At 65.6% G+C, this 15,365-nt stretch carries 9 protein-coding genes; 1 reads left to right on the forward strand and 8 read right to left on the reverse strand.

Annotated features, from left to right (window positions below):
* Nucleotides 1-23: 23 nt before the first annotated feature.
* From HHL22_RS19615 to HHL22_RS19630, 4 genes are all read right to left on the reverse strand, one after another.
* A complete protein-coding gene (locus HHL22_RS19615; protein ID WP_169533086.1) occupies nucleotides 24-989 on the reverse strand; it encodes an ABC transporter permease in 966 nt (321 codons plus the stop codon).
* On the reverse strand, nucleotides 986-2,050 hold the full coding sequence (locus tag HHL22_RS19620; protein WP_169533087.1) for an ABC transporter permease: 1,065 nt from the start codon (nucleotides 2,048-2,050) through the stop codon (nucleotides 986-988). Before HHL22_RS19620 ends, HHL22_RS19615 begins: the two co-directional genes overlap by 4 nt.
* A 1-nt stretch (nucleotide 2,051) precedes the next feature.
* Nucleotides 2,052-3,560, reverse strand: coding sequence for an ABC transporter substrate-binding protein (locus HHL22_RS19625; RefSeq protein WP_169533088.1), 1,509 nt, complete (start codon nucleotides 3,558-3,560; stop codon nucleotides 2,052-2,054).
* Nucleotides 3,561-3,848: 288 nt separating this feature from the next.
* Nucleotides 3,849-4,085 (reverse strand): hypothetical protein, encoded by a 237-nt coding sequence (locus HHL22_RS19630; protein ID WP_169533089.1) that lies wholly within the window; start codon nucleotides 4,083-4,085, stop codon nucleotides 3,849-3,851.
* Nucleotides 4,086-4,946: 861 nt separating this feature from the next.
* Here HHL22_RS19630 and HHL22_RS19635 point away from each other — a divergent pair.
* Nucleotides 4,947-5,963 (forward strand): hypothetical protein, encoded by a 1,017-nt coding sequence (locus HHL22_RS19635; protein WP_169533090.1) that lies wholly within the window; start codon nucleotides 4,947-4,949, stop codon nucleotides 5,961-5,963.
* Nucleotides 5,964-5,978: 15 nt separating this feature from the next.
* Here the strand turns inward: HHL22_RS19635 and HHL22_RS19640 are convergent, their stop codons facing one another.
* From HHL22_RS19640 to HHL22_RS19655, 4 genes are all read right to left on the reverse strand, one after another.
* Nucleotides 5,979-6,593 carry a PKD domain-containing protein gene (locus HHL22_RS19640; protein WP_169533091.1) on the reverse strand — a complete coding sequence of 205 codons (615 nt, stop codon included), beginning with the start codon at nucleotides 6,591-6,593 and terminating at the stop codon, nucleotides 5,979-5,981.
* A 53-nt stretch (nucleotides 6,594-6,646) separates the two neighbouring features.
* Nucleotides 6,647-7,405, reverse strand: coding sequence for a LytR/AlgR family response regulator transcription factor (locus tag HHL22_RS19645; RefSeq protein ID WP_169533092.1), 759 nt, complete (start codon nucleotides 7,403-7,405; stop codon nucleotides 6,647-6,649).
* Between the two features lie 133 nt (nucleotides 7,406-7,538).
* On the reverse strand, nucleotides 7,539-11,111 hold the full coding sequence (locus HHL22_RS19650; RefSeq protein WP_169533093.1) for a hybrid sensor histidine kinase/response regulator: 3,573 nt from the start codon (nucleotides 11,109-11,111) through the stop codon (nucleotides 7,539-7,541).
* Nucleotides 11,112-11,405: 294 nt separating this feature from the next.
* A complete protein-coding gene (locus HHL22_RS19655) occupies nucleotides 11,406-15,212 on the reverse strand; it encodes a PKD domain-containing protein (protein WP_169533094.1) in 3,807 nt (1,268 codons plus the stop codon).
* Between the last annotated feature and the right edge of the window lie 153 nt (nucleotides 15,213-15,365).

Consider the following 15,365-nt stretch of genomic DNA (forward strand, 5'->3'; position numbering starts at 1 on the left):
GGTGTCCGAAAAAAAGCTGGACCTTATACCTCGGAGCGCCGGGCTAACGACTGCAAAGCCACCAGCGTAGCCAGCAGCAGGGTGCCGGGGCCCGCCACCAGCCACCAGGCACCGGGCGCCTGCCGCAGCTCGCCCAGCAGCTGGCCCCAGCTAACGGTCGCTTCCGAGTAGCCAATTCCTAGAAAAGCGAGCGTGCTTTCGAGGCCAATGAGCGCCGCCAGCGTGAGTGGGGCGAACGCGCGCAGTGGCTGGCTGGCGGCCGGCAAGGCGTGGTGCCACCACACGCGGCCGGTGGGCAGGCCGGCCGCGCGGGCGGCTTCTACGTAGGGCAGGGTACGCACCTGGCGCATTTGGGTGCGCACCAGGCGGGCCATATCGGGCCAGGCCAGCAGCACCAGCAGCACCAGCAGCCAGCCAGTGCCTAGGGGCGGGCCGGCGGCAAAGGCCAGTACTAGCAGCAGGCGCGGCACCGTGCCCAGCAGTGTGCTAGCCCCCAGCACTAGTCCATCGAGCGGCACGGCCCAGCCGCGCCGCCAGTAGCGCACCAGCAGCACTGCCAGTGGCAGCGCCACCCCCAGGCCCACAAGCAGCGGCGGCCGCAGCCCCCACCAGGCGGCGGCCAGCCCCAGCAGCCCTGCCCACCCAGGCAGGCGCAGGCCGTGGTTGCCCCAGTAGCCAGCGGCGCCGCCCGATAGCGCCCCCAGGGCCGTTGCCAGCGCCGTGGCGGGCAGGCTAAGCAGCAGTAGCTGCCGGCTGCCGGCCACCAGGCCCGCCAGCACGTCGCGCCCTAGGGGGTCGGTACCAGCGTAGTGTGGCGCGGGGCCGTGCCAGGTGGGGGGCGCGGCTATATTAGCTAGGTCGGGGGCGGTGGCGGAGTAGGGTAGGGGTAGCCATGGGGCCAGCAGGCCCACGGCCGCTACCAGCGCCAGCCATCCCAGCGCCCAGTACGCGGCGCCTCCGCTAGATGGGTGTAGCCGGGGCGCTTTCATGCCAGGGTAGCGCGCAAGCGCGGGTCTAGCCAGTAGTGGAGGAGGTCGGCAGCCACTAGCGCCAGCAGGCGTACGCCGGCCGTGAGCAGCACACCGGCAATTAGCACGGGGTAGTCTTGGGTGGCCGCGGCTTCGGCCAGCAGGCGGCCCATGCCGGGTAGCGCAAACAAAACTTCTACCACCACGGCCCCCGCCACTAGCGCCGGTAGCAGGCCCGTGAGCGTAACCAGCAGCGGCAGCACCGCATTGGGCAGGGCGTGGTGCCACACCAGCCGGCGGGCGGGCACCCCCTTGGCGCGGGCGGCTACGGCGTAGGGACTGGCCAGCTCGTGGCGCAGGGCGGCGGCTAGCGGCAAGGTTAGCTCGGGCAAGGCGGCCAGCACCAAGCTCAGCAGCGGCAGCGCCAGGCGAATGAAATAAGCAGCCAGCCAGCGCCCGCTGCTAGGGTCAGCGTCGTAGTTGCCTAGGTCGGCAGCGGGCAGGATGTCAAGCATTTCCGGATTGGCCAGCAGCAGCAGCAGCAGCAGCGCCAGCACAAACAGCGGCAGCGCCTGCAAGCCCGTGAGGACCAGACGCAGCGCCACCCGGCCAGGGGTAGCTAAGGGGCCGCTGGCCAGGTAGGCGCCTAGGCCTAGGGCCAGCGCCGTGCTCAAGGCCAGGGCCAGGCTCATGAGCGGCAGGGTATAAGCAAGGGCGGGTGCCAGCTTTTCCAGCACGGGCTGGTCGTCGCGCAGCGAGCGACCCCACTGCCCGCGCAGTACCCCGCGCAGCCAATGGTGGTACTGGTTGTGCAAGCCGTGCCACTGCCAGCGCACCGGCGGCCCGGCCGCGCGGGTGACGTAAAAAGCGGGCTGGTCGAGTACCAGCCGCTGGCGCAGCGCCTGTTGGCTAGCCGCTACCTGGCCAGGCGAGCTAAAGGCCGCTGCTGGCTCGTCGGTGCGCGCCAGGGCCTGCTGCTCGGCAAAGGAGGGCCGGAGCTGGCCGAGCAAAAAAACAGCCGAGGCCAGCAGCCAGGCGGCCAGCACCACCCCTACCAGCCGGGTAAGTAGCCAGCCCAGCATATCAGCGCCCGGCGGCAGTATTGGCCGCCCAGGTCATGGCTGCCGCTACGTAGCCTGGCTTCAGTCCCGAGGGGGTAATGTGGCGCAGGCGACGGTCGGCCACCAGGCGGTTGGGCAGCATAAATAGCGGCACCAGCGGCGCTTCATCGCGCAGCAGCCGCTGAAACTGGCGCAGCAGCTGGCGCTTGCGCGCCGGGCGGCCTTCAACGCCGATGGCATCCAGGAGCCGGTCGCTGGCCGGGTTGCTGAAGCGCGTCAGGTTGCCGGCGCCAATGGCTTGCGAGTGTAGCAGTGGCGAGAAATTTAGCACGAACGGACTGCCCTTCGTCATCTTCACGTAGGCATCAAAATTGCCTGCTTGCAGCGTTTGGGCTAGCAGCGTGCCCTCGGTGGGCCACAGGGTTACCGCAATGCCCAGCTGCGCTGCCGCTTGCTGCAGCTGTAGCCCCACGGTGCTTAGCATGGCATCATCGCTGCGGTAGCGGAGGTCTAACGCCAGGGGCGTGGGTTGGGCGGCCCGGTACCAGTGCCCATCGGCCTGCCGCTGCCAGCCGGCGCGGCGCAGCAAAGCCGCCGCTTGGCCAGGGTTGTAGGCGGGCAGCGGCAGGCTATCGTTATAATAGGGACTGGTGGGGGGCAGGATGCTGGCCGTGCGTAGGCCTGGCACTTGCTGCGTGGCTTGCGCCAGCGCGGCCGGGTCCAGCAGCTGCCCTAGGGCCCGGCGCGTGTATTTATCTCGCAGGGTAGGGCGCTCCGTATTAAAGCCCACCGTTACCACATTGTAGGAAGTAGTGGTGTAGAAGGCCAATTCCTGGCGGGTTTCCGACTGCTGCAGTTGCTTAAAGAGCGGGGCGGGCACTTGCGGCAGCACATCTAGTTCGTGCCGCCGCAGGGCCAGGGCTGCCGCAGTAGCATCGGGGATGATGAGAAACTGGAGCTGCCGAGGGTGCGCCTGCAACACGAAAGGCGGGGCGCTCAGCTTGTCGGCCCACCACTCACTTTTGCGCTCAAAACGCAGCACGCGGTTGGTTTGCCAGTCGGCTAGGCGGTAGGGCCCGCAGCCCGGCAAGTGCGCTGGGTAGCGCCCCACGTTGGCTTGCCGGTAGCGCGCCACGAAAGCTGCCACGGCTGGACTAGCCGCCGCGCCACGCCGCAGCTCGGGCAATGATACCGCACGCAAGGTGTGTGCCGAGTCTAGCGCTGACTCGGGCAGCACCGGAAAATCGCTCGCGGCCCACTGGTATTCGGGTGCCTGCCCCTGGCAGATGAGCGTCAGATGGCGCGGGTCGGCCGGGTCGGTGCGGCAATCCTTGATGAACCCCATTTCCGTGCGGGCCCGCTCGTTGGGTAGGCCAGGGCAATAGAGGAGCTTCAGCGTGAACACAATGTCGGCTGCCAGTACAGGCTGGCCATTGTCCCACTTTGCCTGGGGGCGCAACTGGTAGTCTAGCTCCAGCAGCGAATCGCTTACTAAGCGCAGCCTAGGGAGTTGCTCAGCCAAGGCGGGCATAAAAGAGCCCGTTTGATAATCTATCTGTAATAGCCCCTCGTGCAGTAAGTTAACCGCATCAACAGCGTATTGGTTGGACAACGCCAACGGGTCTAGCGTCTCCGGGTCACGTTCCCAACGGATACGAACCAGCGCATCTGCCGGATGATGAGTAGTTGGTGCCGCGCAGCTGCCTAGAAAAACAAATAGAAATCCTACTAACCAGCGAGAATGCATTAGACGGTGTTTTAGCTAAACAACCGTCAGCAAGGTAAGTAGAGGAAGGTACTATTTGCTACATCTTCGTGATTATGCCACGTCGCCGCTGCCCCAGCCGCCCGAGCCGCCGATAACGGCCACGTCGCCGCTGCCCCAGCCGCCCGAGCCGCCGATAACGGCCACGTCGCCGCTGCCCCAGCCGCCCGAGCCGCCGATAACGGCCACGTCGCCGCTGCCCCAGCCGCCCGAGCCACCGATAGTGGCTACGTTAGCCGAACTGAATAAAGTAGCTATTTGAAAAAGAGCGGCGGCAGCAAGAGTAAACATGTTGTTCGATAGGTGATGCAGTGAAAAGGTGATACAAAACTCTTGCTACTGTTACGCTTTAAAAAGGACAAAACCAAATTTGGCGTGACAATAACTAAAGCAAGATAAAGTTTTACTTTTCCTGTTTTATGGCTGCTAGTTACAAATGAAAATTGGATTAGTCCTTAAAATAAGAACTAGCCGCTTGCAAAAACCCATCGAATTGTGACATGGTCACGAGTGAATATATCCACTTAGCCACGATGCAAAGATTACGGCTTACGTTAGCTACTGAAAGGACAATTCGCCTATTTTTGGCAGCTCGTCAGCTGAGGAGGACTGAAGGCTAAAAGTGGCTTCTGGTGCTTAAAACCCACTTTTTAAATGAAGGAAATTGCAAATCTGGCTCGAATTGTGACATTGCGCCGGTCAACTAATCGACCGTTATTAGACCTAGATGCCGCCCAGCCAGGTAAAGAGGAGCGGTTGATGCAAGCCATTGTAGCTAAGCCTGGGGTATCTGTGGCCCAGCTCACTAAAACCCTTTACAGCAACAACTCGGCCGCTAGCCAAACAGCGATGCGCAAACTGCGAACTCGCGTTCAGGATAAGCTGCTAAACCACCTTTTTTTCCTTGACCATACGGACGCCCGTTTGCTGGTATCGCGCCGCTATGAGCTGGAATGCCTTGATTTACTGCATAAAGCCACTATCCTATTCCTGGAAGGCGAATACCAGCTTTGTGAGCGTCTATTGCGGCGCTGCCTGCGGTTGGCGTTGGAGAGTGACTTCACAAACTATGCTGAGCTAGCGGTGCAGCGCCTGCGCACACTCTATGTCGACCGCAGCGATAGTCACCAATACAAAGCGGTCGATAAGGAATTGCAACAGCTACGCCAGCTATTGAAGTGGGAGCGCGAGGCCGAACAGCTGATGCTCGACGTGCGCTTGGCTATGTCAGATACTGTAGCCCGCCGCCAGGTAGTGGTTCCTCAGCTGCCTTCTTACATAATTCGCCTGGAAGAACTACACGCCAAGGCTAATACATTCAATACTTTCTTTGCCCTCTATCGTCTGCAGATTATTTACGCCGAAATGGTGGGGCGCTACGACGAGCTAATTCGTTATACCAATGAGGCTAATCAGCTCCTGGCGGAAGGCAAGCTCAACGCGCATCGCTTTGACAAGCGCTTCAACAATTTCATAAGCATCCTGGCGCACTTGCGGGACCGCCAGGCCTCCCTAGGCCTGCGGCTGGCCGAAGAGTATGTGCATGATATTCACCCTACTTCCAGCAACTGGTTCTATTTCTACGAGTACTTTGTGCTGCTGGCGCTGCACGCCGCCGATTACGAGAAGGCGTTGCGCCTGGTGCAGGTAGCGCACAAAAACCCATCGTACCAAAAGCAGCGGCCAGCCGCTTTGGCCCAGTGGGAACTGCTGGAAGCTTATACCGAGCTGGTGCAGCCGCACGAGCGTCTGCCCCTAGGCCGCCGTAGCCAGCTGACGGTGTTTGCTTCGCTTGCCGTGCCCGAGTACACCCGCGATAAGCGGGGCTACAACGTGGCCATCTTGATATTTCAGTTGCTGCACTACCTGCAGCAGCGGATGCTAGAGCCCGTGCTTTCGCGCCTGGAGCGCCTGCGCAAGTACCAACAGCGCCACCTGCGCGACAAGGCTGCCCTGCGCAGCCGCACTTTTCTGCGCCTGCTGCTGCTGATGCCCGAAGCCAACTTCGACCCCAAGGAACTGGAGGTGGAGCCGCGCAGCCAAAAACTGCTGGTGCAGCTGCGCGAGGCCCCGCTGGTAGGTGAGGCCGAAGCCCAAATCGAAATTATTCCTTACGAAGACCTCTGGGAATTTACGCTCTCTACGCTGCGCAAGGGCACGCCGGAGTAGGCCCTAGGGTTCTCGCTAGGGCGCTACTACCACCTCCTGGCTGACGCAGTTGCTTTCGCCGCAGGTGCCGCCGCCGTAGCCGCGCAGGCTCATGCGCACCTGGAAGCGGCCGGCCTTGCGGAAGGTGTGCTCGACGCGGCGGCCCTGCTGCGTGAAGCCGTCGCGGAAGTCCCACACCGTCGTGACCGACTGGCACTGGCTGGTCAGGGCCGAGTCGAGGGCATCGAACACCACGGGCTGCCCAACGCGGGCTGTGGTGGTGGGCCCCACGCTGAAATTGAGCACCGGGCGCGTCAGCAAGTCTACTTCGAAGGTGCGCTCGGCGCGGCGCACCTCGCCGGTGGCGGGCACCAGCACGTCGAGCGTGACTTGGTAGCGGGCGCGGGTGGCGTAGCAATGTGTGATTTGCAGGCCGGTTTCGGTGCGGCCGTCGCCCATGTTCCAGCGGTACATTAGCTCACCGGCATTGGCATCAGCCGAGCGACTGGCGTCGAAATCGACGCAAAGCTGGGCGGGCTGCATGGGGCCGCAGGCAATGGCACCCGGCGCGGTAGCCGTGCTGTCGGCCTGGGCCCAGGCGGGGCTGGCCGCTGCTCCCAGCAAGCCCGCGAGTAAGAGGATGGAACGCATGCAAAAGGCTTGAAAACACGGTTTATGAGTAAGGCCCTAGGCCAGGCTACAGGCTACAGCTTATTGAGCCGCTGCAGCAGGCCCCGCAGGTAGGTTTGCCCCACCGGAATATACTTGTCTTTGATTAGCAAGGAGCTGTCTTCCAGGGCTTGCACAAAGTTGATGTTGATAATGAACGACCGGTGCACCCGCACGAAGCGGTGGGCGGGAAACTTCTCCTCAATGGCGCGCATCGTGCTGTACACGATATACTTGTGGCCAGTCGTGACGATGTGCACATAGTCGCCCAGCGCCTCCACGTAGTATACCTCCGCGAAATTGACGCGCACCAGCCGGCTATCGACTTTCACGAAGGTGAACTCGGCCGCCTGGTCGGCGGGCGCGGCGGGGCCGGCGGCTTCGGCCTCGGCCTGGCGGCTGGCCACTACGGCTTCGGCCACCTTCTGGGCGGCCTGCAAAAAGCGGGGATACGAGATGGGCTTGAGCAGGTAGTCGGCCACGGAAAACTCGAACGCCTGGATGGCATACGACTCGCTGCTGGTGACGAGCACCACCTGGGGCGGGTCGGGCAGGGTGCGCAGCAGGTCGAGGCCCGACATCTGGGGCATTTCCACGTCCAGAAACAGCACGTCAAACGCCTGGCTGCGCAACACGTCGGCCGCCTCTAGCGCGCTGCTGCACGTAGCGGCCAGCTCCAAAAAGGGCGTGTTTTTCACGCAGTTAGACACAATTTGCACCGCAATGGGGTCGTCGTCCACTACCAGGCAGCGGAGTGGGGCGGTGGTAGTAGGCTCAAGGTCGGTGGCTGGCATAAAGTAGCAGGTATAAGCAAGGGGCAATACGGACGAGCAGGGCTGCAAATATGGGCATGAGCCAGAGCAGACGCGGTGAGTGTTCTGCGCCTGGCGGGCGGCAAAGGGCCGGGCGACCCCACAGGCGTTGACCCTAGGCCCGCTCGGCCAGCAAAGGGTACAGGTGCGCCAGCTGCTGCCGCACCGACTGGATGAGGGCCGCGCCGTAGGGGCAGCCGGGCTGCCGCGCCGCCCGCTCCAGCTCATCGAGCTGGGCGTGCAGGCCTGGTACGCCAAAATAAGCCACTTGGCCCTTGAGCTTGTGGGCCAGCTGGGCCAGGGTGGCGGGGTCGTGGGGGTACGCCTCGGGCAGCAGCAGCTCTAGGGCGGGGGCCTGCTCCAGAAAGGTGCGCACAATCTGCTGCACGAACTGCTCGTTACCGCCGGCCAGCTCTTCTAGCTGCTGCCAGCTGGGGCGCGGCAGCGCGGCGGGCGCGGGGCTTTGCGGGGGCGGCAGGGGGCTAGGGGCAGTGCCCGCCGGCCCCGTGGCGCGGCCCGTGAAATAAGCCAGCCGAGCGTGCAGGGTGGCGGGCTCGAAGGGCTTGGCCAGGATGTCGTTCATGCCCACGGCCAGGGCCAGGGTGCGGTCTTCGGGCAGCACCGAAGCGGTGAGGCCGATAATGGGCAGCGCAGCCGCATCGGGAAAGCGCTCGCGCAGCAGGCGGGTGGCCGCGTAGCCGTCCAGCTCGGGCATCTGCACGTCCATCAGCACGGCGTCGAAGGGCACGGTGGCGGCCAGGGCCTGCTCCACGGCCAGGCGACCGTTGTCGGCCATGGTGACGTGTACGTGCCAGTTTTCCAGCGTTTTGCGGGCTACCAGCTGGTTGAGGGCGTTGTCTTCGGCCACCAGCACCCGCAGGCCGGGCGCGAAGGGCGGCAGCGGGCCGGTGGCTACGGTGGTGGCGTGCAGCAGGGCCTCGTCGGCCAGGGCGTAGGGTAGCTCGAAGCTGAACACCGAGCCCACGCCCACCTCGCTCTGCACCGTGAGCTGGCCGCCGTGCAATTGCACCAGGTTGCGGGCGATGCTGAGGCCCAGGCCGGTGCCGCCAAACTCGCGGGTGGTGCTGGTATTGGCCTGCGAAAAATCCTCAAAAATGGTTGTCAGCTTATCGGCCGGAATGCCAATGCCCGTGTCCTGCACCGCAAAGCGCAGCACCGCGTGCCCGGCGTCTAGGGCCGCGCCGGGCGCCGGGGCCACGCTCACCCGCACGCCGCCCTGGCGCGTGAATTTGAGCGCGTTGCTGACCAGGTTAACCAGTACTTGCTGCAGGCGCACCGAATCGCCGAGCACGGCCGCGGGCACGGCGGGGTCTACCACTACGCTCAGCGCCAGACCTTTGCTGGCGGCAGTGTGCCGAAACATGGTGCCTAGGCCCTGCACCAGCGCGGGCAGGGCAAAGGGCGCCTGCTCGAGCGTGAGCTTGCCGGCTTCCATCTTCGACGAGTCGAGGATGTCGTTGAGAATGACCAGCAGGTTGTGCGACGACGAGCCGATGGCCCCCAGGTACTCCTGCTGCTCGGGCGTGGGGTTGGTTTCGCGCAGCAGGTTGGTGAGGCCAATCACCGCGTTCATGGGCGTGCGAATCTCGTGGCTCATGTTGGCCAGAAACTGGGCCTTGGCCCGGCGCGACGCCTCGGCCGCGTCGCGGGCCACCAGCAGCTCGGCGTTGATGCGCTCGATGTGGTGCTGGCGCTGGCGCAGCTCGGCGGTGCGCTCGCGCACGGTGTGCTCCAGCTGGTATTTCTGGCGCCGCAGGGTGGCCTCGCGGGCCCGCACCAGCAGTGCCAGCAGCCCTAGGGCCAGCAGCGCGCCCAAGGCCGCCACCCAGCCCTGGCGCCACCAGGGCGTGGCAATGCGGAATGCGCTGGCCAGGGGCGGGCTCCACGCCGCGCCGGGCGCCGGGCGGCGCACCTGCACCTGCAGCTCGTAGCGCCCCGGCCCCAGGCCCGCAAACTGCGCCTCGTCGGCCAGGCTGGGGCGGCTCCACTCGTCGGCCAGCCCGCGCAGGCGGTAGCGGTACTGCAGCGCGCCGCCGCCGCCCGCCGCCAGGCTAATGCCTTGGAAGGCAAAGCTAACCCGGTGCTGGCGCGGGCTGAGCGACCCCAAGGCCTGCGCCGGGTGGGCTTCCCCATCTACCTCGGCCCCGGTGAAGGCCAGGCCGGGTGGCGCCAGCGCGACCGGCTGGCGGGGTAGCGCCGTCAGGTCGAGGCGCAGCAGGCCCGCGCGGGTAGCCAGCCACGCCAGCGCCGGGTGGGTGGCCAGCGCCGGGCCGGGCAGGCCGCCCTGCCCTAGGGGGTCGGTGGCGGCCGTAAGGGGCTGGGCGGTGGCGCGGCGCGTATCAAGCAGGCTCAGGCCCTGCGGGTGCACCAGCAGCAGCTGGCTTGCCAGCGGGGCTGGCAGGGCCTGCAGCGCCACCACGTAGTCGCTGGGTAGGGCGCCGGGGGCTTGCAGGTGCTGCCAGCGCCCGCGGCCGGCCCGCTGGTAAAAGAGCCCTTGCCCCTCGGTGCCCACCCAGATGGTGCCGTCGGCATCTTCGGCCAGGGTGGTGGCATTGAGCCCACCGGCGGCCAGGCGATAGTAGGTGAAGTGCGGCTGGCCGGGCTGCCAGTTGGCCAGTCCCGTGCCGGGCGCCGCCAGCCAGATGCGCCCGCGGCGGTCGGCCAGCAGGGCGGTGGTGCTGTTGTGCAGCAGGCCCGAGGCGGTAGTGAAGTGGCGCACGCCCGGCGCTGGCCGGCCGGCCTTAGGCGTAGGCAGGTAGTACACCCCATCGGCCTGGGTGCCCACCCACAAGCCCGAGCTGGGCGCGTAGGCCAGGGCCGTCACGGCCGAGCCCAGCCCCTGGCCGCCGCCCAGGCCCGGCACCAACTCGGCGGGCTGGCCGGGCGCGGCCACCGCCCATACGCTTCCCGCCCGAGTGCCTAGCCAGAAGCCGCCGCCTAGGGCCGCCGGGCGGGCCAGTAGCACCCTGGCCGGGCCGCCCGGCACGGGTGGAATGCACGGGTTGGTAGCGGTGAGCTGGCCGGCCGGCGCGGTGGGCAGGTGGTAGAAGAACGAATTATCGAACGTGGCCCAGGCCTGTGCGCCGCCCGCCGTGGGCAGGCTGCCCAGCACCAGTGGCGCCTGCCGTGGCAGGGTGGGCCACAAACTCAGAAATCGGTCGGCGTGGCGCCACAGGCCCTGGCCGGCGGTGCCCAGCCAGGCGTTGCCCTCCCGGTCTTCGAGCAGGCAGGAGGGCGCTACCTCGGCGGGCAGCCCTAGGCGGTAGCGCCGCTGGTAACGCCCCAGGCGGGCAGTGTCGATGGGCGGGGGGCCGGTGGGCGGGTGCCACGCGCCGCCTTCGCCGGGCCGAGCGGCCCGAAAACGCCCGCCCGCCGCTCGCCGCACCGAGCGGGCGCCGTGGTAGTGCGCCACCCACAGCTGGCCGGTGGCCGGGTCTTCGCGCAGGCTGGTTACGAAGTTATCGGCCAGGCCATCGCGGGTGGTGAAGGTGACGAAGCGGGTGCCGTCGTAGCGCACCAGGCCCTCGGAAGTGCCCAGCCAGAGGTAGCCCTGCCGGTCTTGCAGCAGGCAGTAGATAAACAGCTGGCTGAGCCCCTCGGCCGGCCCAAACTGCTGCAGAAAGGCCTGGGGCGACGCAGCTTGGGCGGGCAGCAGCCTCGGCGCCAAACTTAGCAGGGCAAGCAGCCAGCCACTGAGTAATTTTAGATAAATACGACGCACCTATTAATCCCCCTATGATAATTAATCTATAATTCTATAATGGTCAGCTAAATTACCAGCTTACGGCCAAGGTAAACTAGCTTTTAGGCAGTCGGGGCGGTTTTCTCAGCCAACCCCCGCCTTAGGCAGTCGAACAGCGTTCGCGTTGCCCAGCGCCCTAGGCCCTAAAAAAAGCAACCGGGCGGTGGGGCCCGGTTGCTTACTAATATAGCTCAATCATGTAGCCCTCGCCGGCGGCGCTTACTGCACCAGCAGCTTGCGGGCGGCGCTGGTGCCAGTGGCGGGCTGGTAGAGCAGTGTGTAGGCCCCGGCGGCCGCTGGCAGCGGCAGGGTGCGCTCCAGGGTGCCGCCGCTCTGGCTTAGCTGCTCGCGCCACACCACGCGGCCTAGGGCATCGAGCAGGCGCAGCTCGACTTGGCCGCTGTAGGCGGGCAGGCGCACATTGAGGGCCGAGCCGCCGGGGGCGGGCACGGGCCAGGCCTCCAGGCCCACGGTCGCGGCGGCGCTAGTGGTGGCCAGTAGCGTGCCGCTCACCAGCAAGTTGTCCAAATACAAGCCGTTGCCGTAGTCGTTGTAGCCCACGAAGCGCAGCACCACGCTGCGGCCCGCGTAGGCGCTCAGGTTCACGGTTTCGCGCCGCCAGTCGGCCCCCGAGCGGGGCACGAACAGCGCGGCGCGGGTGGCAGCCGTGGCCAGCGTGGCGCCGCCCTTGTTGTAGGCGCGGCCCAGTATGGCGCCCGAGCAGGCATCGGCTACTTGTATCTGCAAGGAATCCGAATACGTGGTGCCGCCACTCGTAGCAGTGGTGTAGGCCAGGTCAAACTGCAGGCTCGGGCTGCTCACGTTGGTGAGGTCGATGGCGGGCGTGTACACGGCGTCGCGCTCGCCCGTATTGGGGTCGAACGCAAACGGGGCCCGCAGCACCCGGCTGCGCGTGCCGTCGCGCCCGATGGTGGTGTCGCGTACTGCCCACGTAAACTTGCCGTCGGGGTTCACCACCGTCCAGCCGGCCGGCAAGCTCAGCGAAGCGTTGAAATTCTCGGTGTAGGGCAGGCTGCGGCCCTTGGTCACCTCAATGGTTTGGGTGGTCGTGCTGCTGCCGTAGCTATTGCTCACGGTCAGCGTAGCCGCGTAGGTGCCCGCCGCAGCGTAGGTGATGGCGCCAGGGTTTTGAGTGGTGGCGGTGCTGGGCGAGCCCCCCGGAAAGCTCCAGGCGAAGGTGCTGGGGCAGTAGCTGGCCGTGCTGCTAAACGTGACCTGGCTGCCGGGGCACACGCTGGTGGCGCTGGCGCCCACTACCGCCAGCGGCGCCCGGCCGTAGATGTACACCACGCCCGTATCGGCGCGGGTGGCCGTACCGCTGGCGTTGCTCACGCTCAGCGTCACGCCGAAGTGGCCGGGGGTGTTGTAGGTTACCAGCGGGTTGCGGGCCGTGGAGGTGCTCGGCGTGCCGCCCGGAAACGTCCAGGCCCAGCCAGTGGGCCGCAGGGCCGAGGTATCGGTGTACTGCACCTGCAGGCCGGGGCAGCCTGCGGTAGGCTGGCTAGCGGTGTAGAACGGTATCGGCGCGGCGCTCGCGCCCGTCAGGGCAATGTCGTCGAAGAGCCGGCCGCGCTGGTTGGCCAGGGCCACCGACGTGATGCCGGTGCCGCCATACTGCTGAAACTTGAGGCGCACGTCGCTCCCTAGGGTCAGCCCATTGGCGCTGGCAATCTGGCTGAGGTTGACGGTCTTGGTTTGGTAGGTGGTCGTGGCGTTGGTGCCCGTCAGGTCAAATACGCGGTACCAGGTGGTGCCCCCATCCACGCTCAGGGCCACGCCGTCGCTGTTGCTGCTGCCCGTAAACTGGGCCGGCATCTGCTCATCGGTTTCGCCCGGCTGCTTGCGCTCCCGGAAGGTGAGCTGCACGTTGCTGCCCAAGTTCGTCAGGTACCAAGTAGCTTCGTTGAGGCTGCGCGTGGTAGCCCCAGTATACGTGAGGCCATAGGGTGCATCCAGTACCAGGTGGTAGTTGCCCGAAGCCGGCCCCAGGAGGGACGTCACCCGTACTCGCCCGGCGCCGGTGCTGTTCACGGTCCAGCTCATGGGGATGGCCCCCAGCTCAAAGTCCTGCAAGGCCGGGGGGCCGGCCGCCAGCCCATAAATAGCCGTGTAGGCATCAAGGAGGCCGGCGCCGGTTTGGGGGTCGCTGGCACTGGTGCCCAGCCGGCGGGCCGTGCTGGCCAGGCGGCTATACACCTGAGCGGGCGTCAGGCCAGGCTCCGACTGCAACAATAGGGCCGCCACGGCCGCCGCGTGCGGGGCCGCCGCCGAGGTGCCAAAGAAGTTGGGGTAGCCATTCTTGTCGATGTCCGCCCCGCTGTACTGCGGAAAGAAGCTGGTGTCCGTGCCGTCAATGGAGGTAATGTCCGGCTTCTGGCGCGTTTGCACGCTGCCTAGGGAGGTGCCAGTAGGGCCAAACAAGAAGGGTAGCGCCCCACCGAGCGAGGTAAAGCTTTCGGCCACGCGCTGGTTGGCGTAGCCAGCGGCCGCCACGGCCTGGGCGCCAGCCGCGGCCGGGTGCCCTACAATGGTCGAGCTAAAAGTGAAGGTAGGGTCGCCCGTCGCGCCGCTGCCCTGGCCGGCATCTATATATTTCAGCCGGCTCGGGTTGGCCGTGCCGTTGCGGCGCACTATCACGAAGTTGAAGGTGGTGGTGCCCGAGGTGGCAGTGCTGTTACTGTAAGACAGGATTTCCAGGGGCGTGCGCGACAGGAGGTTGTTGTCGTCCGAGCGGGCTACGGTGTCGCCCGGCACCCCATTCTTCACCGCAATCAGGTACATGTCGAGGTCGGTTTTTACCCCGTTCGCGGTGTAAAAAGGGTCGGACCACTGCAGAATGGGCTCGAAAGACTGCCCATTACTCAACGTCACGGTTTGCGTGGGCGCCGCCGTGGCCCCAGTCACGTCGAAGTTGAGGCGGTAGGCCGTCTGGGTGCCAACCGTGCTCTGCGTGAAAACGGGCGCGTTATTCTCGTAGCTTTTATTGCCGAAGTTGCCCGCCGCCGAGAAGTAGGCCACGCCTTGGCCCACCACCTGGTTGACGGCCTGCGCAATGACGCCATCCTGGTAGAAAGGCTCATCGAACTGGTAAATATCATCTACCAGCACCCGGCAGTTGCCCAGGCTTGGGTTGGCCAGGTTGAGAATCTGCTGGGCAAAATTGAAGTACACGCTGCTGAATGCCATAGGTGAGCCCGGCGCCAGGTCGTTGATGAGCTGACACATCGCTCGGCCCTCGTCGGTGCCAAACTGATACTCCTGGTCTAAATCGCTCAGCACCTGCACTCCGGCCGCTGGCAAGTCGCCCGAAGCTACATCGGCCGCCGCTCCCCCTAGGGCATTGTACGAGTCGCTGAGCACGCCAATGCGCACGCCCGCTCCGGTTAGGTTTTTGGGGCGGGTAGCGCGGGTGCGAGCCGCTTCCAAGGCGTAGTCGGCCTGGCTGGTGACCAGCCCGCCGCGCACGCGGGGCTTTAGCGCGGGCAGCACCCCTAGGAGGCCCCGGCTGGCTAGCCCCTCGATGCCCGCGCTGCCCGGCGCCAGCTCGCTCACCGGCAGCAGCCCCTCCACAAAGTGCAGCTCGGGATACGAGGCAGTTGTTTGAAAGCCGCGGCTCAGCAAGCTGGGCAGCAAGGCGTTCACATCCTGCGCCGTAATGTGCACAGCTACTTTCGACGCGTCCTTGTTAAACTTCAGATTTGGAAAATCGCTGCGTAAAAGCTGCGGATTGATGGGCCCTAGGCGGCTACTGGAGCCGCCGACCTGGCTATACAGCCGCTGCAAATGCCCGCCAATGCGCGAGTTGCGCCGGGTGGGCTGCGCCGCAATGGCGGCCTGGCGGCTGGCTTCGGCCGCCGTGCGCGCTTGTAGCTGGCTCGACGGCAGGTGCAGGCCGGCGCTGGCTGGCTGGGCAGGCAGGGTTTGGGCCAGAGTGGCGTGGGCTAGCCCGAGCAGCGCGGCCGCCGCAGCCCCCTGCCGCAGTACAGAACGGAAAAAGTGTGACATAAAATGGGAAATGAAGGCAAGAAGAAGAGGCGCGGCCTGGGATACCGAGGGCCGCCGGTGAGCCCTAGGGCCCAAACTCGGCAATAACTTATTCACCAAGCTAGTTCCTACTTCGGATAAACTGCGTGAAGTATCGACCAACCGGGGTTTCCG

The organism is Hymenobacter polaris, assembly GCF_012927305.1.
Taxonomy (GTDB): Bacteria; Bacteroidota; Bacteroidia; order Cytophagales; family Hymenobacteraceae; genus Hymenobacter; species Hymenobacter polaris.